A 21,407-nucleotide genomic window follows, 5' to 3' on the forward strand; every position below is an offset into this window, starting at 1 on the left:
AAATTCGCCTTGTTATCCCTAAAACTGTCTGGCTAGATAAGGGGATAATTTAATGTGTTATTAAAAACAATGAGTTAGCTCATTCCTTATCCAAACCTCAGGTTAAATAAGTGGAGATAGTCAGGAAAGATAAAGCGTAATTTAAATTTGAGAGAAAGAAAGGTAATTGCTCTAAAAGAGGAGTTTTCAGCGCAATTCGCAACCGTTTCCTCAATTAGAGCAAATAATTAGACTGCTCGTGCTAGCCTAACAAAGCGAAATTTACTGACCGCCCTGAACGCCAACAGTACTCTGCTGTCGGTTAAGCATGTCTTTCGCCGCACGTCGATCATGCTCGATCTGGTCTTTAGTACGACATCTTCGTTTTGTAAACTTACTACCAGTGATGATATCTTGCTTACAGTATAAATCATCTTGATTCTTAGCTATCGTGCTCTCATTATTGTTTTTTGCCGACTCGGTCGTTGAATTACAACCCGTCAGAAGCACCAATAGGACAACACAAACTCCTGCGATTTTCATAGCAAATCCTTTATTATTGATAATACAAAGTACCTAAGTACATTTAAGAACGGAGTGTTCAAACTTTAGTCTAATCAACATTACAAAGAAAAGCAATTGCACCGATTTTCACAACACAATTGACTAATTTGATTCTAAAAATTCAAGTAAGTCTTGCTCAGGCATTGGCTTTGCTAATAAAAATCCCTGTACCTCATCGCAGCCAAGCTTTTGTAGCACAGTCATTTGCTCTTCTGTCTCAACACCTTCCGCAATGGTTTTTAGGCCAAGGTGCTGACCTAAAGAGATGACAAGATCGGCAATTGCACCGCTGTCATCATGCGGGATGTCTTTGACAAAAGCACGGTCAATTTTAAGCCGTGCTAAAGGAAGCTTTTGCAAATAACTCAAAGAAGAAAATCCAGTACCAAAGTCATCAATGGCCACCTCAACACCAAATTCTTGTAACTCTTGGAGTGTATTGATCACCGAGTTTACCTCATCCATGACTACACTTTCTGTCACTTCAAGCTCAATATGCTTAGGCTCCACATTAAACGACAAGATAGTGTCCTTAACCTGCTGTGCATAGTTTGGCACCTTAAACTGCGGCACAGAGACGTTAACAGCAATGCTAAGCTCACCGAATCCCTGTTGCTGCAACGTTGCCTGCAACTGACAGGCTTGTTCTAATACCCATTGGCCAATTTCGACAATAAGCCCTGCATTTTCCGCAAGCGGAACAAAAATCGCAGGGGAAATATAATTCCCGTTTCCAGAAGGCCAACGCAACAAAGCCTCACAGCCAATCACCTTGCGATCAGCAATAGAAAACTGAGGCTGATACCAGACCTCGAGTTTTTTCATCTCAAAATCTTGCCTGAGCTGTCTTATTAACCCCAGCTTCCAAGCCATTTTTTCTTCTAAATCTGGGGTATACCAATCCAGTGGAATACTCGACTGTTTTGCTTGGTTAAGCGCAATATACGCAAGTTTTAAGGTCTCTATTCCTTGCGGTTGAAAGTCTTCTTGACGGCACACTCCAATATGAAAGTGCATAGTCAACAAATGCTCCCCGACATGGTAGGGCACGCACAAGTTATCAATAAAAGACTCTTCATCAAACTGCGACTCTGGCATTAAAAAGCCAAACACATCCGCACCTATACGTGAAATTAACTGGGCCTCAGGAAACTCAATACTAATTCGCTCAGCAACTCCTAATAACAACAAGTTCCCAACTTCTTGGCCTAAACCGTTATTGATGTCAGAAAATTGAGCAATATCAACAAGAATAAAAACGAGCGACTGTTGTTGGTTAAAGTAAGACTCTATTTTCTCGATAAAATTAGCGCGATTAGGCAGTTTGGTGAGATTATCTTTGTAAGCAACCTCACGTAATTCGTTGAATAGCTTAATATTATCAAGACCAACACCAACGTTAGTCAGGAATATCTCAGCAAACTTCAATTGCGCTTCCGATGGCTCAGCCTCTAGTTCTAAATAAATGGCTGCTTTTTTGTTTTTGCTTTCAAGTAAGAAGGTAATGTCATGTGCGGTAGATTGGTGGGATTCGGTATCAATACAGTTTTGTACTTGCATGATGACACGACCATTATCAAGCTGTTCTATACCATGACCAAAGAATTCACGGTACTGCTCACTACCGCCAAACACCCTTAAATGCATATCATCATCTAGGTAGCCACTCACTAAGCCTTCGCCTGACGCATCTAAAATATTTGCCAATTGGGCAACGACCGCTGCTGCAAAGGAGCCCATATCGGTATGGCCGAGTATGGCGCGAGAAGCTGAAAGGATCTGCTCTAGTGCGTGGCTTTGCGCTTCGAGCTCACAAATTTGTTGATAAGAACGGATAGCAGTAAGTAAAGAAGTAACCAGTTTGCTGCGGGTGAGTTCTGTCTTCATTTTATAATCGTTAATGTCGAACTCACGAATGATCTTTTCTTCCGGTGCATAACCCGGTTGACCTGTACGCATAATAATACGTACTGCCATATTTTTGATCTCTTCGCGCACTCGACGCACAACATTAAGACCTGCGTCGTCGGTTTCCATCACCACATCGAGTAAAAGGATACTGATATTATTTTGTTCTTTTAAAATCTCAATGGCTTCTTTGCCAGAATAGGCGTGAAAAAACCTGAGCTTTTTGCCCCAAAACTCTAAATTAGACAGCGCAAGTTTAGTAACAGAATGGATCTCTGGGTCATCATCAACGACTAACACATCCCAAAAAGCACTTGTCGTTTCTTCTTCTTGAGTAACTTCTTCGTGCTCTGCAAACAAATAATCTTCTTGCTCAGGTGCCATGTTTTACCCTTTAAATCCGCACTACTCTTTAATTATAGGCACTGATTCACTCCAGTGTTTACCATCTTACAAAATATGGTACATTTTTACTATTACAGTTCTGTTTGATTAACATACATGAAATATTATAGTCGAGCATAGAACAAAATAGATGATTTAGCATACTTTTTACCAAAGAGGATTCTGTATCAAACGTTTATCTACTCCTATTAGAATGCTGATGATTTTGGCACTTATCATTGTGATTGCTGGTTTAGCGATGCCACACCATTATAAAGTGGTAAAAAGCACCGATATTTCTGCAAATAACACAACACTCTCTCCATTGGTATTATCCCATTGGCCAGCATTATTTAATTGGCAAGCAACCGAAGACATCCACTTTCGTATTTTGCCAAAAAAGCAACGAGTGGGAGGCTCAGCTGTGTTAGTGCATCCTTGGGGAGAAGCTGAAATGACCATCACCAAAATCAACGAACAGAGTTTAGAGCTGTCATTACATGTAGACGATGAACATTTAGCCAAAATCAGCCTTAATTTGTTGACCGTTCAGGCCGATAAAAAACTGACCATCACGATTGAAGGAAGAGCCAATACGCCGTTTATTGGCAGTTTTATCGCACTTTTTATGCAGCAGTATTTACAGCAACTAACTAACTCTGCAGTGAACCATATGCACACACTGTATAAACTACGAGCTTGATATGGCAGTCAAAAATGCACAAGTAAAGTCAGCTTTAGCGCTTTCGATTGAAGAAAAGCTCGGCTACCCTATGGTGAAACGGATCACACCGCTTGTCACTCAAAATGACCGTTATCAGTCTGATAAAAATAAAGATAACCAATACACGGTGCGAACTGAGCACGGCACGCTAAAACGTGCTCTAAAGCGCCAACAATTAATCAAAATCCAGCGCCAGCAAAATCTTGAGGCCATTATGGGCATGGCACTGACTTTATGCCCCGAGGTCACCGCCCGAGGTCGCCCCGACCCCGATTGGTTGGAGCACTTCATCACCCTTGCAGAAGACATTGCCAATCACTCTATGCAAAAGTTGTGGGCAAAGATATTAGTGGGTGAAAGTATTACACCCGGCACTTTTTCAATTAAAAGTCTGCAAACCCTAAAGATGATGACCCAGCGTGAAGCAACCGCGTTACAAAGATGTGCACCATTGTGTGGCTACTTAGAAAAAGAAGACAGCTACCTTATTCTTCATGGCTACTATAAAAAGCCGTCTATTTTTGATTTGCTACGCAAAGGCAGCACCGAATCCATCAACTTAAGTCAAGCTGGGCTGAACTTCCCAAATATACTTACGCTGATGGATATTAATATCCTTTACCGGCAAGAAATTGAGTCCGCATCGCTACAAAAAGGACAGTCAATGCAGCTGGTTTATTTACGTAAAAAAATGACCTTAACGGCCAAATCCAATGACTTGGTACTGAGCTATTACAAGCTGACGCAAACCGGGGACGAGCTAAAAAAACTACTCCAAAGCCCAATCAATAAACAATACAAGCAACTTGTAGAAAAGGCCTTTGAAAGCGAATTTTCTCTCGAGTGGGAAGATAGATAAGGAAGTTGTTCTATTTAACCTGAGGTTTGGATAAGGAATGTTCCAACTCATTGTTGCTAAAGCACAACTTAGTTTTCTCCTTATCTAGCCAGAGAGTTTTAGGGATAACAAGGCGAATTTACGCACCAATAGCTGGCTATTGGAAGTGAATTCAACGCAGTTAGCGCTAAAACTGGCTGCTAGAAAGGCATTAATTATCCGCAGCTCAGGTTATTTACTCAACACAAACCAAAACGGCTTGGCCGATCACTCGCACCAAGCCGCTAAAGGAGTAAACTACACTATCTTAGAAATGTAGTTGGATCCCTGCAAATGGACCAGAGACATCTAAGTCAGTGTAGATATCATCGATATCATCTAGCTCAAGTACCATAGAGCGATAACCCACTTTTACCGCAACATCAACAGCCATATTGTCGATAAACTCATAAGCGATACCAATTTGATAATCTTGGATTTTGCTATCATCAATTGCAAGCATGCTGCCTTCGGCAAAAACACTTAGCCCTGTAAGTGGTAAACCCACTTCACCGCGCAAATAACCTAGAGGAACAAAGCCTGAGAATTCAACTTCTTCTGTGCGAGTTTGACCATTTGCAGTACCAGTTACCATGATAGAACCGTCAAACTGCTTAAAGTTCACACCAAAGTCTAACGTCAACAAGTCATTGTCTAGCACTTCGTAATACAATGTGTAGTCGATGTGGTTTAGATCTGCGTTTGTTGTCGCATCAGTACCTACCGTATAAACTTGGCCACCAAAGTCAAAAGACTCTGTTAACGTCGTTTGACCATTTAGCTCAAGCTCGGTATAGCGTAACTTGATATTTGGTACCAGCGGTACTGGGTGCTCAAGTGCAGCATAGAAACTCGTAAAAGTTTCATCGTCAAAGTTAAAGGTTTGCATATTGCCTTTTTCAGCAAAGCTACCTTCAGTTTCGGTATCCCACCCTTCTGCACCGACATAAAGCCCGAGTACCGTGTCTGCGTGTGCAGCAGGTGCTAAGCAAGCGAGAGATAATGCCGCTGCTAAAAAGTGTTTTTTCATGATGTTATCCTTGCGCTAAAAGTTCACTAAGTTCGATGAGAGCCGCATTGGCTCGCGAAATATAATTTGCCATAACCAGAGAATGATTCGCTACCAAGCCAAAGCCACTGCCATTTAATACCATAGGGCTCCACACTGTCTCTTGAGTCGCCTCTAGCTCTCTGATGATCTGCTGTAGGCTGACAAGTGCATTTTTCTTTTCAAGCACAGGTCTAAAGTCATGCTCTACCGCTTTCATATAGTGTAGTAACGCCCACGTGGCGCCTCTGGCTTCATAAAATACATCATCAATCAGCCACCAAGAGGTTTTCACCATATTATGGCTTGGCGTCATGGTTGCTTGATCGGCTGCCGAATCTCCAGCTAAATCGGTATTTAATCTGTCTTGACCTACGCTTGCACTTAATCTTTGACTTAGGCTGCCCATGCGCTTTTCAGCTTCTTTTAGCCAAGCTCTCAAGTTATCAGCACGCGCATAAAACTGGCTGTCGCGGTTACTGTTATCAGAAATTTGAGTCAAATACTGACGCAGTAAGTCATTGCCTTTTTGATATTCACCTTCAGCACTTGGCCACATCCACGCTGTTGAACTGATATTAAACTGTGGTTGTGCTAGCTTTAAACTTGGGTGTTCAGTCGATTGAGATTGTGAACGACTAAAATCTTTACGCATCGAAAGTGTAAGATCTCGTGTCATCTCAAGCACGCCGTATTCCCAAGCAGGCATGTTATCCATCATTACACTTGGTGGCATCATGTCATTCGACAAGTAACCACCTGGCTTATTTAAAAGCGTATCCGTCACTTTAATCAAGGTATGTGTCGTTACATATCCAGTGACTAATGTATTGCCATTTGTCTGCGCATCCGCTTTTGCTGCCGCGACGACGTCAAATTGCTCTGGTTCCACACTCCAATACACAGCTATAACATAACCCAGAAGTATGACAGCGATAATGCCAGAGATGATTTTTCCCGTATGATTTCCCATTTAATACCTCACTGTTTTTAGTGATGAGAGTGATGTCCGGCGTTTGATTTTTCTTTGCCACCAAACATGTCTGCAAGTGCGACGACTTCCGCCATGGTGAAGATCCTATCGCCATCAGCAAAATATAGCGTAAGCTTACGCTTCTCACCGACTTTTAATGTTTCTACTGGTTCAAACACCATTAAGTGATAACCACCTGGCTGGAATGTCACTGATTTACCCGCAGGAATAGCGAGCTCGTCGACACGTTGCATTTTCATCATGTCTTCTTTATGAACATGCTCGTGAATTTCAACACGCTTAACGCCTTCAAGCGAAGCCTTAATCAACGTTTTATTTTGCTGCGTTGGGTTTTCAATAACGAGATAACCCGCAGTAGATGGCGCTGCCGGTAAAAATGCACGCACGGTTGCATTGTGAACAGAAAGTTGCTCCGAACCATGATGATGTTCACCATGTTCATGCCCTTGATGAGCTGAAGCGTTAAAGCCGATAAAAGTTGATAAAGCAAAAATTAAGGTTTTGATTACACTTGATTTCATGTTGGCTTTCCTTGGATTTATAACTGCAAATAACTATATCACAGATCCCAATTTAGCGTGTTTTTTATCTCCTATCGCCAACAAAAACCCACTGCTCAAACTTTTGCTTGAGCAGATTTGTCTACCACTAACCACACAATTGCAATAATACAGATGAGTGGAAATAGCACTATCAGCGAATTAAATAGCAATGTCATTACTAGCCCAATGAACACAATAAGGAGCAACCCTAAAACACCTGCGCTCAAGAGTGCTCCTAGCACCACCAGCGCTACAATTGCAAATAGCAACGTGAGTATTTCAAAGCCAAACCAACCTAGGTCAAATCCCATATCGAGTTGCAAATCGCTGATGTCTAACCATATTAGTGGCAGCGACACCCAAGATAGCGCCAATAAAAATACCAGCGCTAATAATATACCGGCCACGACTTTCATAGTACCTACCTCGTCGCCGTTACTTAGTTTTCGTATTGCGCTTTTGGCATTGCAAACCAAGCGACGCCATACGCCAATAACACCAACATTGGAAACTTAAAAAACAGCAATACCGTTAGTAAACGCGTTAACCAAATTGGCATATCAAAACGTTGTGCTAGTTGCGCACATACGCCACCAATTTTCTTTGAACTATTCATTTGAGACAGTGTTGATTGATATCTATTTTTCATCTTTATCTCCTTTCGCTTTGATTGCTCAGTTCGTTGCAGTGGGCGAGCCTAGCTCGCCATTTTTTGCTTCAGTTGGGCTAATTCATCGTCGATTTGTTGTTGCTTTTGCTCATCTTCAAAGCGCTGCCATACATCGGGCTGCCCTAAGTCATAGGATTCGACTTCAGCTTCAAGGCGCGCCACCTTACGTTCTAACTCGTCGAACTTGCGCGTTGCAGAGTGCATATCGTCACTATTCAGCGTTTGTTTGATGGTTAACGTTGCCTTACCAGCTTCCAAGCGGCGCAACATGGCCTTTTCTTTTGCCTTTAATTGCTGAATTTTGCTTTGCAACTTGTCCGCATCTGCGCTGAGCTTTTCAAGGGCAGGCGTTAGGTCATCAATTTTTTGCTGTGCTTCTTGTACTTTTTCGGTTTCTCGCTGCTTTTGTTCAAGGGCTGAGCGGGCAAGATCTTCACGACCTTTTTCAAGAGCATGTTCGGCTTTGCTTTGCCACGTTGCCGCAGCTTTATTTGCTTGCTCAGCTTGACGCTGCGCTACTTTTTGTTGGCAAATAAGCTCAGCTGCCGTTGCACGACAATCGGATAGCGCTTCTTCTAAATCACGCACTAACTGAGTTGCCATTTTTTGTGGGTCTTCTGCTTTGTCTAGTAACGCGTTAAGTTCTGCTTTGATAAGATCTTCAATTCTGTTGATGATGGTCATTGTTCGGCTCCTTTTATAATATAGTTAGACTATTCCAAGAGCCGTGCCAAAAATAAAAACAAAATTAAATCATTGAGTTAAGGTTTTTTGAAAAGAAAAATAGATTTATTGAGATACATTAAATAGTGAAAAAGACGATAAAATCGTCTTTTTCACACACAGGATTGGAGCAATATATTTTACGCTTCAGGTACAAAAGACAGCGCCTTTTCCATCACCTCAATGCCAGCCTCTTTTTTGTGACCGTTTTCTGATAAGTGACGACGGAAACCACGGGCACCTGGCTGATTTTGAAAAATCCCCAACATATGACGCGCAATATGCCAGAAGTTAGCGCCATTCGACATTTCGCTTTCGAAATAGTCATACATGCTTCTTACCACCTGGTGGCGAGTTTGCGTAAACGCAGCTTCACCATAGAGCAGTTCATCAACCTGCGACAACATAAACGGATTGCTGTAGGCTTCACGGCCAACCATTACGCCGTCAAGGTGAGCCAAATGATGCTGACATTCCTCAAGGGTTTTTACCCCACCGTTAATACTAATATGTAGATCGGGATAATCTTTTTTCAATTGATATACACGAGGATAATCAAGCGGTGGAACCTCACGGTTTTCCTTCGGGCTTAAACCTTGCAGCCACGCTTTACGAGCATGAATGATAAAGTCATCACAGCCCACCGCCTGCGAGGCTTCAATCAACGCCGTAAGAAACTCATAAGAATCTTGTTCATCAATACCAATACGCGTTTTTACCGTTACCGGAATATTCACTTCTGCCTTCATCGCCGCCACACAATCAGCAACGAGCTGAGGCTCAGCCATTAAACACGCCCCAAAGCGACCATTTTGCACGCGATCTGACGGGCAACCCACGTTTAGGTTTACCTCACTGTAGCCATATTCCTCAGCACGCTTAGCGCACTCTGCCAACGCCTTAGGATCAGAGCCCCCCAGCTGCAACGCCACCGGTAACTCATGCGCACCAAATGCCAAATAATCCCCTTTACCAAAAATAATCGCACCTGTAGTGATCATCTCAGTATAAAGCACCGCATGTTTAGTCAACTTACGGTGAAAGGTTCTACAATGGCGATCCGTCCAATCCAGCATGGGTGCAACGCTAAAGCGGCGAAAGGCATCAACGCAGTGGTTCGGTGTTTGTGGCTCTAAGGGTGGAGTAGGTTGTTGGCTCATGGTATGACTTTCTCAATCAGGTTTACTATCAATGACCTGTACTAGTTATGTCCATAGCAGTACATAGCTCAAATAGGTGATTGCGTAGTATACCGCAGCTTCTAATACTTCGTTAAGTATAGACAGCAATTTATTGCCAATAGTAAATAACCTGAGCTTCGGATAATCAGTGCCTTTCTAGCAGCCAGTTTTTGCGCTAACTGCGTTGAATTCACTTCCAATAGCTAGCTATTGGTGCGTAAATTCGCCTTGCCTACAAGGATGTAGGTACCTAGGCGGTAGCAGGACGCGAGAGCGGAGTTATCCCCAAAACTTTCTGGCTAGACAAGGAGGTAATTTAATGTAATTTTAAAAACAATGAGTTAGCTCATTCCTTATCCAAACCTCAGATTAAATACCAAAAAGCCGCAAGTAATTGAACTTGCGGCTTTCAATTTGTTTAGGCTGCCGTCACAGTCTTATGGTGAGTTAAAGATATTCCTTCACTTCCGCTACTTTATTTTTTGCGAACTGACTGTTTGGGTTTATCGCAAGTAACTGCTGATAATGCTCAAGTGCTTGTGCATACTGCTTATTTAACTCATACGCTTGCGCGATGCTGTTATGGTAATATGGCTGCTCGTTATTTTGTGTCAGCGCAAATTTAAAGATTTCGATACCATTATTAACTTGGCCATCTTCAACAAGCTTATTGCCCCACTCCACCAAGATCTCTAAATCATACATTACACCGGTATCTTGCTGCGCTTTTGCAAACGTAGTCGCGAAGTCGGCAAAGCCATGTTTATCTGTAAGCTGCTTTAAGTATGCCATTGGCTGATAAGCCTTTTGCTTACTAGCGTCGTTAAAGTTGGGAATATAGTAAGCGGCAATATCATCAACAAACTCAATGGGTAATCCACCCAGCAGGTTAGTAAGCACAATCACCGAAACCTTGTCTTCAGGGTAGGTGATCACTGTAGTCGCATTTCCACCGCTTGCGCTGATTGCAGGGTGATATTTACGCTGAATCACTTGCCAGCCCATTGCATAGCCGTTTTCTTTGGTGTTAAAGGCTTCTGTACGCCCGTTGTTCAGCTTAACTGGCGTCCATAGCATATCTAACTCTTTAACCAGCTCGCCTTGTTGCAGTGATACAACATAGTTAGCCAGCTCCGTTGCGGTTGAACTCATTCCCGCTGCGGTTCTCAACATATAAGGGAATTCACCGTAAAAGTTTTTGTAATTTCCCTCACCTAAATGAATATATTGGCGAGCCTGATTTGGCACCATAAGTTCAAGATAATCAAAACCTGCCTGCGCGGTTTGCGGCATATTGGCACGTGCTAACTGCATCTTGGTGATAAAAGCAGGAAACCCTTCAGGTGCATATTTATCAATGACTTTACCCAAAATCACATAGCCGGTTTGGTTATAACTAAAACGCGAGTTAGGTGTAAATTGAAGAGGCTGCTTTTGCACAGCTTGCCATGAGGCTTCCGCATCATTCGGTACAATGGTTTCTAGGGCATAATTTGATGCTAGGATCGGTGGCAAGCCTGTGGTGTGACCCATTAATTGGTTAATTTTAAGTTGCTGCCAAGCCTTTGGTAAATCGGGTAAGTGCTTACCAATTTCATCGTCAATGTTTAGATAACCTTGTTCAGCAAGCTGTACAATCGCAACACCGGTAAACGCCTTTGTCATCGAATTAATCGGAAATACCGTCTGCTCAGTCACAGGCACTTGATGCTGTAAGTCTGCAAAACCATAACTTCCTTGCTTAATGATTTTATCGTCTTTAACCACGGCTAACTGTAATCCGGGAATATGCCTTTCTTTCATGAGGGTTTTGATCAGCTTGTCTACCGACTCAGCCTTCACCAAGGATGAAAATAATGCCGACCATAAAAGCGTGCCAAACCATAACACGGTTGATAGTAAAACTTTGTTGTTCTTGTACATGATTGTTCCATCGTTCATTTACATTATGAGATGGTTAGTTTCAAGTCTTATGCCAAAACTAAATTTGCTTTATTTTCAATAGTTTAATTAAAAATTATTGCTTCCAGTTAAGCCTACATAAAAACAAAATAGTGAAAAAGATAAAGAAATAGTGAATTTGACGAACACATCAGGGGATTTCGGTGAACAGTTGAATAATGAGGCATACAGCACGATCATTCTCTTTCAACGGCAAGGTATTGTTGCTGTATTTGTTTAAACGCTGCTGTTTGTTTAAAAGAGAGCATCGCGGCATCAAACTCATTTGCTCGTTCGGCCAAACGCCCAAACTTGGGTAACGTGATATAGGGCTTTTAACTCCATAATTGCAGTTAAATCATTTTCAAATACAGCATCAACCCGCCCTAATAGCAACATTTGCAAACTACTTTGGGACGTATTGGTTAATTGGATATGCTTCGCTAAGTGTTGACGCAAAAACATGGCTTTGTTTCCGTCAAATGTGATGGTGCTATCTTTTCTGACTATGATCACGTTTTTTTGATTTAGGATGGGCTGATTTTGAAAAACCATATAACTTGCGTAATCTTGCCGCATAAGTACCGTCAAGACAATATTACACAGCCCTTTTTGCGCCATATATGACACTCTGGGCCACAGAAAATATTCAATCTTTATCGGCCAATCAAGTCGCTGAAGTTATGTTTGCAACACCTTTACCGCATAGCCATCCGGCTCACCGTCAGTATTAAGCATTGTTTTAGGGGCCAGTGTTAGACTCCTGATAAGGTGCTAATGGCTTATCTGACGCGCGCGCTTTTGCACTACCAAGAGTACAAGCTAAAACACTGAATAAATATAAGATAAAGCAAAGTCTCAAACTCAAAATCTCATTAGTTGGCACTGCAATGACACATACTACTATTTGCTATCACTTATTATTGTGTCGTTAGTTATATAACTATTTTTAGCAGATAGTCGCTAAAACTCTATTGTTTCCCCCAATACGGGAATTTCAGCCTGAATGTTATGTTGCAGCTTAAGCGCTTCTGCTAGTCCTTCCAATGCGTCGGGTTCACCGTGAACAAGTATCACTTTAGGACAACTTTTAAAATGGCTAACCCATTCAATCAATGCCGCTTGCCCGGCATGTGCTGAAAAGCCGTTTAGTGTTTCGATATTTGCTTTCACTATAATATCATCGCCAAATAATTTGATGTGTTGGGCGCCGTCAACCAATATCCTTCCTAAGGTGCCTTTAGCCTGATATCCGACAAAGATGATGGTATTGCGACTATCCCAAATGCGATGTTTAAAATGATGCGTGATCCGCCCACCTGTGCACATTCCACTACCCGCGATGATTAATGCCCCGCCGCTTATTTTGTTGATTGCCATTGAGTCTTCGGCATCTACCATCAAATGCAATGTAGATAAGAAATTCTTGAGTAAGCTTTGCTCTCCGGTATGAAGTTTTTTAACGCCTTCACAATCCAAAGTCGGGAGCCACTGGTCGTATACTTCAGTGACCTCAATAGCCATTGGACTATCGAGAAAAACTTGCCAATTATCAAGCTCACCGGCGTGCTGTAACTTACCTAGATAAAGCAATAGTTCCTGCGCTCTGCCCACTGCAAACGCGGGGATCATCACATTACCACCGCGTGCAAACGCATCGTCCAAAATGCCTTTTAGTTGGGTTTGTGTATCACCTAAAGACTTATGTTCACGGTCCCCATAGGTACCTTCCATTAATACAATATCAGCTTGTTCTAGCAACGTAGGATCATTCATCAACAGTGTATCTTTATTACCAAGATCACCCGAAAAAACCACCTTTTTCTGTTTCCCTTGCTCATCAAAGGTTAGCTCTGTGATTGCCGAGCCAAGAATGTGCCCAGCATCGTGAAAGCGCACACTCGCGACTTTTGCAATTTTTACTTCTTGATGATAAGCAATAGGCTTGAGACAGTCCAATACATCCAGTACATCTTCTTTCGTGTACTGTGCGGGAATATCATCGAGCCCCTTACGTGCACGCTTTCTGTTTTCTCTACGCAAATCATTTTCGTATAAACTTAACGCATCAAATAGCATAATGGGCAACAATTGCGACGTCGCCTCTGTGCAATAGATTGGGCCTGTAAAGCCATCATGTAATAAGCAAGGCAGCCTACCCGAATGGTCCAAGTGCGCATGGGAGAGAATAACCATATCAATACTATTTGGATTAAATTCAAATTGCTCACGCGAGATAAGGTGCTTTGCTCTCATCCCTTGATGCATACCGCAATCAAGTAGTACATCACCTAATGAAGGCGAGCTAATAAGGTGGCAAGACCCTGTAACTTCTTGCGCAGCCCCATGGAAGGTAATTGTTGCCATCGCTTTTACTCATTTCTTCGCTCGGGGTAGTTCCCCTTGGGTTTATGTAAGTTTAGTTACAAAAATCCGAGTTGCTTATGTGCTGCATCAAAAGAGTTACAGATGTGAGTTTTATAGTTTTAGCTGGTATAACCAATTAAAGTAGATACTCAATGTCATTGTCATTAGCTATCACGGTTAGCTTTGGCATTTTCCCTTCTAAAGCCTGTAGACGAGATATGTTTTGCTGAGGGTGACCATAACTATTGTCGCCAACAGATATAGGGCACTCAATATTTGGAAAAGCAGTTTGCCACCTAGAGACACTTAAATAACCCGCTTCACCACCATGGTGAGGGGTCACTAGGATCACTCCCCTATCACTAAATGAGGAGGTACTTACCGCGTCCAATATCTTCGGATAATGATGATCCCCTGTAAGCAGAGCCACTTTATTTTTACCTTTAATCGCTAACATGATACCAGTTTGATTTCTTGAGCTGCCGGCGCTAGCTCTGTAGACATCTATCGTTGCTGAAGAGTAAATCGAGCTGAGCGTGATTTCTCTTCCTTTTCGCGAAATTGTTGAACGTAAACATACAATAGCAACATTATTACTCTCTAAGTGCTCTATGGTATCTCTGTAAACTAAAGTATCGGGAATATTATCTGGACCAAATACAGCGTCACAATCAGCGAGCTGTGTGGGGCTGCAAAACTTTAACGCTTGAAAATGATCCATATCCCAGTGACTGATGATAACGGTATAGCGACGACCATTCATTGCACGCATTCTTCTAGAAATGAGATCTTTCACTTGCCTGTCACTATATCGTTGAGATGCTCCAAAATCATAAACTAAGACATACTCGGAGCTGTGCACTTCATTCCAATTACCTTGGCCACAATTAACAACGGTCAAACTATTCCACTGATGCTCTAACTTAATAAACGGGAGAGTAGGAGTAGAGGGAGAAATAAATTGCGTATCGGTGAGATACTGACTGAATGAAAAATGAGAGCGTGTGCGTAGTGAGTATGCGACAAAAGCACTTCCCTCACCGTCTTCTAATTCAAACTCCTCATTTTCTAATTCAAACTCCTCAAAAAAGGTATACGGCATGCTATAGAAAGAACCAGCAGCTAGACGGCTATGTCTCATATGTGGAGTAGTCAGCCGGTAAAACCTTGCCACTTCAGGTATCAACTCTTGCCCAAACAACCGAGCTACCGCCTGAGCATCTTGATAGCAACAAAAGTCGATAATATACTCTACTTTGTCACCTTCACCCGGCCTGCTATAGCTCTCTATATAAATCACAATATTTCGGGCTGATTGTTTAGTTTGGTTGCTGCTCACAACTTCTCTCTCTTATTCCATTTTATTGAGCAAGCCTACTTTATAAAATTGAGCTAACTTACTCGACTCAATAGCCTATGCAAAATCTAACGCTGCTATTACTATGATTACATACTAGCAAAATAGTGCATTGACGCAAAAATCAAAAAGTTAGATGAAAGTGATTAAGTTTAAAGATACAAAGTCAGTTAGGAAGTTAATACTAAAAGTTGGTAGTTTGAGAGAACCGCTCGATTTACTTCAGCAAATCAAGCGGTTCTCTTGAATAGGGTGAGTCAGCCTATAAGCCGGGTTCTGTTCACTCCCGAAGGAGATCGATAATCATTCGTCTAGGCCTAGGATCGCTCCTAGGCTCGAGCAACCTACCCGGTTCCGATGCGGGCCACACCATAAGGAACCCTATTTGGTCTTGCTCCGGGTGGAGTTTACCTTGCAACCAACTGTTACCAGTGGCCCGGTGCGCTCTTACCGCACCCTTTCACCCTTACCGGTCCCGAAGGACTTAGGCGGTCTTCTCTCTGCTGCACTTGTCGTAGGCTCACGCCCCCCAGCCGTTAGCTGGCACCCTGCCCATTGGAGCCCGGACTTTCCTCCCCCTGATCATTTTCGTCACAGGCAGCGATTATCCGGCTGACTCAGGCGGGCGATTATACGCACTTTAATGCAATAACGCACGCGATAAATTGCGTGTATTACGCTTCTCGCTCAGCAATGATAGCCTTATACAAGGCGTTCTTTTTTAGCCCTAAATATTCAGCTGCCACGCCGCAGGCCTTTTTCAATGGCATTTCTGGCTCTAGTAACTCAATCAGCTTTTTCGCTTCTGGCGTTAATGCTTGCTCATCTCTTTGTTCACCGGGTAGCATCAGCACCAGTTCACCTTTTTGCTTTTCAGGTGTTGCGGTTAAAAACTCAATAAGCTCTGTAACCGTGCCACTGAAAAAGGTTTCGTAGGTTTTGGTCAGTTCTTTAGCAAAAACAACTTGTTGTGTTTCGCCCAGCGCGATTTTCATATCTTCTAGACTTGCCATAATGCGGTGGGTGCTTTCGTACAAGATACTGGTGATACCGGAGGCAACTGCATCTTTAAAAAACTGCTGACGTGCTTGGCTTTTTGCAGGTGAAAATCCCACGAATTGGAATTTATCTGTCGGTAAGCCTGAACAACTCACCGCAGCAATGGCGGCACACGCGCCAGGAACGGGAGTCACTGTGGCACCTGCTTCACGGCACAGGTTTACCACGGCATAGCCTGGATCGCTGATAAGCGGCGTACCCGCATCAGACACTAGCGCGATGTCTTTACCTTCGTTTAAGCAATCTAAAATTTGCTGCGCTTTTTGCTTCTCGTTGTGATCATGCAGTGCAAAAGTTTTTGCTTTAATGCTAAAGTGGCTCAATAATTTGCCAGTGTGGCGCGTATCTTCGGCAGCGATTAAATCGACCTGACTTAACACTTTCAGTGCACGTTCACTGATGTCATCTAAATTACCTATTGGTGTCGCTACAATATGTAGGGTGCCGATTTTGTTTTCGTTGTGAAGATTAGCCATTGAGCTCTCCAATATCAGTCAGTAAGATATCCACTCAGTCGTGAAAAAGAAGGTTTGCCTGTGCAGTTTAAAAAGATAGCGCTTTTAGTTGCCATATTGTCGGGGTTATCCGCTTGTAGTACAAGCACAAATGTCACCAAATCCGCCCAAGAAACTAAAACAACTAAAGCCTTTAGCCAATCGGATGACAATGCCGCGTCGTTATTTGCAAAGGCGCAGACTAAAGAAGGCGTTGCCAAAATCCAATTGCTATATGCAGCCAGAGACGCTGCTATCTTAGAAAAAGACTGGCAAATATTAGAGCAAATTGGTTTAGCGATGGAAGCTAAAGCCAGTGTTGATCATATTCAAAACAAATTATACATCGCACTTGCTCGCAAAGAATTATCGCAGTATGCCAATGCGTTAGCCATACTAAACACGCTAGAGGGCCGACTCAACACCCCTGAACACCAAGCTTGGTATGAGTATTTACTGGGTAGTATTTATGCCTCTCAGCAACTACCAAAAAAAGCATTGGTTGAATACTTTAAAGCGGCCGATATTGCCAATGAACATAACTTAGCGGTGGCGGGGCTAAACGAAGAGATTTGGCTCGCGCTACAGCAGCTATCAAGTTACGCCCTAGAGCGCTTTGATTCTGGCTCTGTTTTACAGCGTGGTTGGGTGACACTAGCTAAATATCAACAAATTTATTTGGGTTCGAGCGTCCAGCTCGACCAAGCCATGAATAATTGGCGTCGTCGTTTTACTAATCACCCTGCGGTTGCTTTGCTGCCTAAAGATTTGCAAGGCGCTGTTGCGCTTGAACCTTACCAAGTTAAAAGACTTGCGGTGTTATTACCGCAATCTGGTGCGAGCGAGCGACTCGGCACAGCCTTGAAAAATGGTTTCTTGGCTGCTACTGACGAAGGGGCGATTGAAGAGGTCTTCTTCATTGATGAAATGGCATCCGAATCTGAAATCGTAACACAACTTGCTGAGGCAAATGTCGATTTTGTCATTGGTCCATTATTAAAATCCAACGTTGAAAAACTACTCGCAGATAAAGGTTTTGCGGCTTACCCCACCTTATTTTTAAATGCTCGCGAAACCCTTACGCCTAGCAGCAGTGAACAGTACTTTTTTGCGCTTAACCCTGAGCATGAAGTCGAGCAAGCAATGAAGCACTTTCTTGCTAAAGGCTATAAAAAACCCATGTTACTGGCTCCAGCGAACGCCTCTGGTAAGCGTTTAATTGAGTATTTTGATCAAGGTTGGAAACGCTACAGTGAGACCGCACCAGAAGTGGGTTATTATACCAATAGTACCAACATGGCGGATGTCATCACGGATATTTTAGAGGTCGATGCATCCAAAGCACGCACTAGTGTCATCAAAAGTCTATTTCGCAAAGAGGTCAAAAGCGAAACACGCTCTAGACGCGACATTGATGCCATCTATATTTTAGGTGATGCAATGGAAACTAGACTGCTCAAACCTTATTTAGACGTCAATGTCAGTACATTTGCCGATAGGATCCCTTTATATGCAAGCTCTCGCAGTTATAGTAAACAAATTGATGTCACTGATAAGGGCGATTTAGAAGGGCTTTATTTTACCGAGCAGCCCTGGATGCTACCGGGTGCTGTTGAAAAAGCACCGCTTCGAGATGCCTATCAATCTTTATGGCCTGAGCAGGCCGACTTGGAGCAGCGCCTGTTTGCAATGGCATATGACGCCACGAATTTAGTCCCCGAGCTGCGCCAATTGGCTTGGCTCTCGGGGAAAAGTTTTGATGGCTTAACCGGCCAGCTCAGCATCCGCGGTGGCAGTGATGTTGTGCGAAAGCTCAGTTGGGCACAGTATCATAATAAACAAATTCGTTTGGTGAGCTTAGATGAACAGCCTCCACTACCATTATTTATGCAACAAGAGAAACCTGCGGGAGACTCTTTGATCAGATAGGATATCTGGATGTTTAAAGGACTATTTAGCAACACACGGAGTAAAGGCGAGCATTTTGAGGTGATTGCGGAGCAATTCTTGGTAAAACAAGGATTAACCCCCGTTACCAGAAACTATCTCTGTAAATACGGAGAGATAGATCTCATTATGCGAGAGTCGCAAACCTTAGTGTTTATTGAAGTAAAGTATCGCGATAGCAGCCACTTTGGTGGCGCAATTAACGCACTATCAAAAACTAAGCTTCAAAGATTAAAGCGTAGTATTTATAATTATTTAGCACAGCAAAATTTGCATAACACGCAACTTAGAGTCGACTTTGTTGCCATTCAAGGGGCCGATCCCCCTGAAATAAACTGGATTAGAAATATTTTTTAGCATGCAAGAATCTATAAAGTCTATATTTACAGAGTCAATTCAAGCGCAGATAGCAGCAGGCGAAGTATTGCCTAAAGCGCTAGAAACCGCAGCGATGACCATGGCTCAGAGCCTGATCAATGGCAATAAAATCATCTGCTGCGGCGCGCCAAGTAATCATATGTTGGCGCACCACTTCGCAACCATCTTAAGCAACTTTTACGAAACCGAACGCCCGTGTCTGCCGGCGATTGCACTAACGAATGAGCAATATAATTTGGCATCACCAGAAAATGGCAAAGCCAGAGAGCGCTTTGCCAAGCAAATACGCGCATTTGCGCAGCAAGGAGATTTGCTGGTGGCGTATGCCATAAACGGGCAAGAAAAGGCGGTTATTGGCGCAGTGGAAGCAGCCCTTACTAGAGATATGAAAGTCATCGCATTAGTTGGTGATGATGGTGGTGAAATTACCGGTCTGTTGGGCCCACAGGATGTAGAGATCCGGATCCCAAGTAAACGCCCAAGCCGGATAATCGAGTCACAACTATTCAATACTCACTGTTTAAGTGAGCTAATCGACGCAATTTTATTCCCTCAGGACGAAGTATGATGATGAGAATAACCTCTTTACTTGCCGCCATCTTGTTACTACAAGGGTGCGCTGCTGCGGTAGTTGCTGGTACAGCCGGTGCGGTGTCAGCAGCAAATGATAGACGCACTATCGGTGCACAAATTGACGATAACAATATCGAGATCAAAGGCACGCTTGCCATCAAAGAGATTAAGCGCCTTGCTGATCATGCCAATATCACGCTGGTGAGTGTTAATGGCGTAGTATTAATGATTGGTCAGGTCACTAATCAAGAAATGAAAACGGAAGCTGAGCGTGCGCTACAGAACGTTGCAGGGATTAAGCAAGTACATAATCAGTTGAGAATAAGCTCAAACATCGGCATCACGACGCAAACACATGATACGTGGCTGACCTCCAAAGTTAAAACCAAACTGCTGACGGCCGACGAAGTCAATGGCGCAAATATTAAGGTAGTTACCGAGAATGCCGAAGTGTTCTTGATGGGCTTAGTCTCTAAGCAAGAAGCAAACTCAGCGGTAGAAATCGCCAGAAATATTAATGGTGTAAAACGTGTGATCAAAGCCTTTGAGTACATATAAACAATAACGTATAGCCATAAAAAAACCTGCATTCGCAGGTTTTTTTATTTTATCACTCGAAGGTGAGAACCTTTTTTCTTTTCAGGTTCTGGCTTAGTCTCTGGAGATTGTGGGACTTCCGTCTCTTCTACCAAATCAAACTCTTCATCTTCAAAGATTTCTTCTTCAGGTGTAAATACCGTGCCTTCACCATTTTCTCTTGCATAGATAGCCAATACTGCACCATTAGGCACATATACCTGCATCGGTTGGCCACCAAACCGGGCGTTAAAGCTCAGCGCTTGATTATCCATTGAGAAATTCGTCACAGCAGACGGGCTTACGTTCAACACAATTTGCCCTTCTTGCACAAATTGTGTTGGAACCTGTACCGAGGGAAAGTCTGCGTTCACCACTAAATGCGGTGTACATTCGTTATCGACAATCCACTCGTAAAACGCGCGTAGTAAGTAAGGACGATTAGACGTCATTACGATCTGATCTCACGCTCTGCATCCGTTAGCGATGCTTGGAATGAGTCACGCTCAAATAAACGCAGCATGTATTCTTTTAGCTCTTTGCTACCAGCACCATTCAGCTCAATACCAAGCTGTGGTAAACGCCAAAGTAGTGGAGCTAAATAACAATCAACTAAGCTGAACTCTTCACTCATGAAGTAAGGTGCTTCATTAAAGATAGGTGCTACAGCTAGCAGCGCTTCAGTTAACTCTTTACGAGCTTGAGCCGCTTCATCACCACCCGCAGTGATCTTTTCAGCAAGTGAGTACCAGTCAGTTTCAATGCGGTGCATCATTAAACGACTACGACCACGCATTACTGGATATACAGGCATCAGAGGAGGATGCGGGAAGCGCTCGTCTAGATACTCCATAATGATATTCGCTTGGTACAAGCCAAGCTCACGATCGATTAGCGTAGGAACAGTGCCATACGGGTTAATCTCGTGTAGAGCTTCTGGTAAGTTGTCCTTTTCAGCCTGATGAATATCAACACTTACACCTTTCTCAGCAAGTACAATACGTACCTGGTGACTGTACATACAGTTTGACCCAGAAAAAAGTGTCATTACAGGGCGCTTATTGGCAGCAACGGCCATGCCTACCTCCATTAAAAAACTAAAAGTAATTAAATCACTTTAA

The 21,407-nt window shown here is 43.0% G+C and carries 22 protein-coding genes and 1 other RNA gene; 6 read left to right on the forward strand and 17 right to left on the reverse strand.

What is annotated here, in order from left to right:
* Positions 1–261 precede the first annotated feature (261 nt).
* Both CTT31_RS16145 and CTT31_RS16150 read right to left on the reverse strand, forming a co-directional pair.
* On the reverse strand, positions 262–522 hold the full coding sequence (locus CTT31_RS16145; RefSeq protein ID WP_010376734.1) for a hypothetical protein: 261 nt from the start codon (positions 520–522) through the stop codon (positions 262–264).
* Positions 523–645: 123 nt separating this feature from the next.
* Positions 646–2,835, reverse strand: coding sequence for a bifunctional diguanylate cyclase/phosphodiesterase (locus tag CTT31_RS16150; protein WP_039492878.1), 2,190 nt, complete (start codon positions 2,833–2,835; stop codon positions 646–648).
* A 220-nt stretch (positions 2,836–3,055) separates the two neighbouring features.
* Between CTT31_RS16150 and CTT31_RS16155 the strand changes: the two genes are divergently transcribed.
* Positions 3,056–3,538: an SRPBCC family protein gene (locus CTT31_RS16155; protein ID WP_260491594.1), complete on the forward strand. Its 483-nt coding sequence runs from the start codon at positions 3,056–3,058 to the stop codon at positions 3,536–3,538.
* 1 nt (position 3,539) lies between these two features.
* Complete coding sequence (locus CTT31_RS16160; RefSeq protein WP_017219066.1) at positions 3,540–4,418, forward strand: TIGR03899 family protein; 879 nt, start codon at positions 3,540–3,542, stop codon at positions 4,416–4,418.
* Positions 4,419–4,704: 286 nt separating this feature from the next.
* Here CTT31_RS16160 and CTT31_RS16165 read toward each other — a convergent pair whose 3' ends face one another.
* The 13 genes from CTT31_RS16165 to rsmI form a co-directional block, all read right to left on the reverse strand.
* Entirely contained in the window at positions 4,705–5,466 is a 762-nt protein-coding gene (locus CTT31_RS16165) for a TIGR04219 family outer membrane beta-barrel protein (RefSeq protein WP_010376724.1), read from the reverse strand.
* 4 nt (positions 5,467–5,470) lie between these two features.
* Positions 5,471–6,457 carry a DUF2333 family protein gene (locus CTT31_RS16170; RefSeq protein ID WP_211858729.1) on the reverse strand — a complete coding sequence of 329 codons (987 nt, stop codon included), beginning with the start codon at positions 6,455–6,457 and terminating at the stop codon, positions 5,471–5,473.
* A 17-nt stretch (positions 6,458–6,474) separates the two neighbouring features.
* On the reverse strand, positions 6,475–6,999 hold the full coding sequence (locus CTT31_RS16175) for a copper chaperone PCu(A)C (RefSeq protein ID WP_211858730.1): 525 nt from the start codon (positions 6,997–6,999) through the stop codon (positions 6,475–6,477).
* 95 nt (positions 7,000–7,094) lie between these two features.
* Positions 7,095–7,436 (reverse strand): hypothetical protein, encoded by a 342-nt coding sequence (locus tag CTT31_RS16180; protein ID WP_045987624.1) that lies wholly within the window; start codon positions 7,434–7,436, stop codon positions 7,095–7,097.
* Positions 7,437–7,459: 23 nt separating this feature from the next.
* On the reverse strand, positions 7,460–7,669 hold the full coding sequence (locus CTT31_RS16185) for a PspC domain-containing protein (RefSeq protein WP_010376716.1): 210 nt from the start codon (positions 7,667–7,669) through the stop codon (positions 7,460–7,462).
* Positions 7,670–7,717: 48 nt separating this feature from the next.
* Positions 7,718–8,374: a PspA/IM30 family protein gene (locus CTT31_RS16190; protein ID WP_211858731.1), complete on the reverse strand. Its 657-nt coding sequence runs from the start codon at positions 8,372–8,374 to the stop codon at positions 7,718–7,720.
* A 179-nt stretch (positions 8,375–8,553) separates the two neighbouring features.
* Positions 8,554–9,573, reverse strand: a complete 1,020-nt coding sequence (dusA, locus tag CTT31_RS16195; RefSeq protein ID WP_211858732.1) for a tRNA dihydrouridine(20/20a) synthase DusA — start codon at positions 9,571–9,573, stop codon at positions 8,554–8,556.
* 468 nt (positions 9,574–10,041) lie between these two features.
* A complete protein-coding gene (locus CTT31_RS16200) occupies positions 10,042–11,517 on the reverse strand; it encodes a serine hydrolase domain-containing protein (RefSeq protein WP_211858733.1) in 1,476 nt (491 codons plus the stop codon).
* A gap of 300 nt (positions 11,518–11,817) precedes the next feature.
* Positions 11,818–12,156 (reverse strand): type 2 periplasmic-binding domain-containing protein, encoded by a 339-nt coding sequence (locus tag CTT31_RS16205; protein WP_260491595.1) that lies wholly within the window; start codon positions 12,154–12,156, stop codon positions 11,818–11,820.
* 342 nt (positions 12,157–12,498) lie between these two features.
* Positions 12,499–13,902, reverse strand: a complete 1,404-nt coding sequence (locus CTT31_RS16210) for an MBL fold metallo-hydrolase RNA specificity domain-containing protein (protein WP_211858735.1) — start codon at positions 13,900–13,902, stop codon at positions 12,499–12,501.
* Positions 13,903–14,038: 136 nt separating this feature from the next.
* Entirely contained in the window at positions 14,039–15,241 is a 1,203-nt protein-coding gene (locus tag CTT31_RS16215) for a ComEC/Rec2 family competence protein (RefSeq protein WP_260491596.1), read from the reverse strand.
* Positions 15,242–15,508: 267 nt separating this feature from the next.
* An RNA gene (gene rnpB, locus CTT31_RS16220) (RNase P RNA component class A) lies at positions 15,509–15,879 on the reverse strand.
* A gap of 54 nt (positions 15,880–15,933) precedes the next feature.
* Positions 15,934–16,794, reverse strand: coding sequence for a 16S rRNA (cytidine(1402)-2'-O)-methyltransferase (gene rsmI, locus CTT31_RS16225; RefSeq protein ID WP_211858750.1), 861 nt, complete (start codon positions 16,792–16,794; stop codon positions 15,934–15,936).
* A gap of 60 nt (positions 16,795–16,854) precedes the next feature.
* Between rsmI and CTT31_RS16230 the strand changes: the two genes are divergently transcribed.
* Genes CTT31_RS16230 through dolP form a run of 4 tightly spaced genes read left to right on the forward strand, consistent with a single transcriptional unit; the run spans position 16,855 to position 20,268 of the window.
* Positions 16,855–18,741, forward strand: a complete 1,887-nt coding sequence (locus CTT31_RS16230) for a penicillin-binding protein activator (protein ID WP_260491597.1) — start codon at positions 16,855–16,857, stop codon at positions 18,739–18,741.
* A gap of 9 nt (positions 18,742–18,750) precedes the next feature.
* Positions 18,751–19,116 (forward strand): YraN family protein, encoded by a 366-nt coding sequence (locus CTT31_RS16235; RefSeq protein ID WP_069020035.1) that lies wholly within the window; start codon positions 18,751–18,753, stop codon positions 19,114–19,116.
* Between the two features lies 1 nt (position 19,117).
* Positions 19,118–19,705 carry an SIS domain-containing protein gene (locus CTT31_RS16240; protein WP_010376705.1) on the forward strand — a complete coding sequence of 196 codons (588 nt, stop codon included), beginning with the start codon at positions 19,118–19,120 and terminating at the stop codon, positions 19,703–19,705.
* Positions 19,702–20,268: a division/outer membrane stress-associated lipid-binding lipoprotein gene (dolP, locus tag CTT31_RS16245; RefSeq protein WP_211858752.1), complete on the forward strand. Its 567-nt coding sequence runs from the start codon at positions 19,702–19,704 to the stop codon at positions 20,266–20,268. Before CTT31_RS16240 ends, dolP begins: the two co-directional genes overlap by 4 nt.
* A gap of 44 nt (positions 20,269–20,312) precedes the next feature.
* On the opposite strand, the gene CTT31_RS16250 is transcribed toward dolP, so the two are convergent.
* Together CTT31_RS16250 and sspA are read right to left on the reverse strand one after the other, a co-directional pair.
* The gene (locus CTT31_RS16250; RefSeq protein ID WP_211858753.1) at positions 20,313–20,738 is read right to left on the reverse strand and encodes a ClpXP protease specificity-enhancing factor; all 426 of its coding nucleotides are present in this window, start codon (positions 20,736–20,738) and stop codon (positions 20,313–20,315) included.
* Positions 20,738–21,364 (reverse strand): stringent starvation protein SspA, encoded by a 627-nt coding sequence (gene sspA, locus CTT31_RS16255; protein ID WP_017219052.1) that lies wholly within the window; start codon positions 21,362–21,364, stop codon positions 20,738–20,740. Before sspA ends, CTT31_RS16250 begins: the two co-directional genes overlap by 1 nt.
* Between the last annotated feature and the right edge of the window lie 43 nt (positions 21,365–21,407).

It is taken from the genome of Pseudoalteromonas maricaloris (genome assembly GCF_024746855.1).
Taxonomy (GTDB): Bacteria; Pseudomonadota; Gammaproteobacteria; order Enterobacterales; family Alteromonadaceae; genus Pseudoalteromonas; species Pseudoalteromonas maricaloris.

Excerpts from the sequence above, each read along its gene's own strand:
- CTT31_RS16205 (WP_260491595.1), bottom strand. The coding sequence starts at position 12,156 with ATGGCGCAAAAAGGGCTGTGTAATATTGTCTTGACGGTACTTATGCGG.
- CTT31_RS16160 (WP_017219066.1), top strand. The coding sequence starts at position 3,540 with ATGGCAGTCAAAAATGCACAAGTAAAGTCAGCTTTAGCGCTTTCGATT.
- CTT31_RS16155 (WP_260491594.1), top strand. The coding sequence starts at position 3,056 with ATGATTTTGGCACTTATCATTGTGATTGCTGGTTTAGCGATGCCACAC.
- CTT31_RS16240 (WP_010376705.1), top strand. The coding sequence starts at position 19,118 with ATGCAAGAATCTATAAAGTCTATATTTACAGAGTCAATTCAAGCGCAG.
- CTT31_RS16175 (WP_211858730.1), bottom strand. The coding sequence starts at position 6,999 with ATGAAATCAAGTGTAATCAAAACCTTAATTTTTGCTTTATCAACTTTT.
- CTT31_RS16170 (WP_211858729.1), bottom strand. The coding sequence starts at position 6,457 with ATGGGAAATCATACGGGAAAAATCATCTCTGGCATTATCGCTGTCATA.
- sspA (WP_017219052.1), bottom strand. The coding sequence starts at position 21,364 with ATGGCCGTTGCTGCCAATAAGCGCCCTGTAATGACACTTTTTTCTGGG.
- CTT31_RS16145 (WP_010376734.1), bottom strand. The coding sequence starts at position 522 with ATGAAAATCGCAGGAGTTTGTGTTGTCCTATTGGTGCTTCTGACGGGT.
- CTT31_RS16235 (WP_069020035.1), top strand. The coding sequence starts at position 18,751 with ATGTTTAAAGGACTATTTAGCAACACACGGAGTAAAGGCGAGCATTTT.
- CTT31_RS16150 (WP_039492878.1), bottom strand. The coding sequence starts at position 2,835 with ATGGCACCTGAGCAAGAAGATTATTTGTTTGCAGAGCACGAAGAAGTT.
- dusA (WP_211858732.1), bottom strand. The coding sequence starts at position 9,573 with ATGAGCCAACAACCTACTCCACCCTTAGAGCCACAAACACCGAACCAC.
- CTT31_RS16165 (WP_010376724.1), bottom strand. The coding sequence starts at position 5,466 with ATGAAAAAACACTTTTTAGCAGCGGCATTATCTCTCGCTTGCTTAGCA.
- CTT31_RS16185 (WP_010376716.1), bottom strand. The coding sequence starts at position 7,669 with ATGAAAAATAGATATCAATCAACACTGTCTCAAATGAATAGTTCAAAG.
- rsmI (WP_211858750.1), bottom strand. The coding sequence starts at position 16,794 with ATGGCTAATCTTCACAACGAAAACAAAATCGGCACCCTACATATTGTA.
- dolP (WP_211858752.1), top strand. The coding sequence starts at position 19,702 with ATGATGATGAGAATAACCTCTTTACTTGCCGCCATCTTGTTACTACAA.
- CTT31_RS16200 (WP_211858733.1), bottom strand. The coding sequence starts at position 11,517 with ATGTACAAGAACAACAAAGTTTTACTATCAACCGTGTTATGGTTTGGC.
- CTT31_RS16210 (WP_211858735.1), bottom strand. The coding sequence starts at position 13,902 with ATGGCAACAATTACCTTCCATGGGGCTGCGCAAGAAGTTACAGGGTCT.
- CTT31_RS16180 (WP_045987624.1), bottom strand. The coding sequence starts at position 7,436 with ATGAAAGTCGTGGCCGGTATATTATTAGCGCTGGTATTTTTATTGGCG.
- CTT31_RS16190 (WP_211858731.1), bottom strand. The coding sequence starts at position 8,374 with ATGACCATCATCAACAGAATTGAAGATCTTATCAAAGCAGAACTTAAC.
- CTT31_RS16250 (WP_211858753.1), bottom strand. The coding sequence starts at position 20,738 with ATGACGTCTAATCGTCCTTACTTACTACGCGCGTTTTACGAGTGGATT.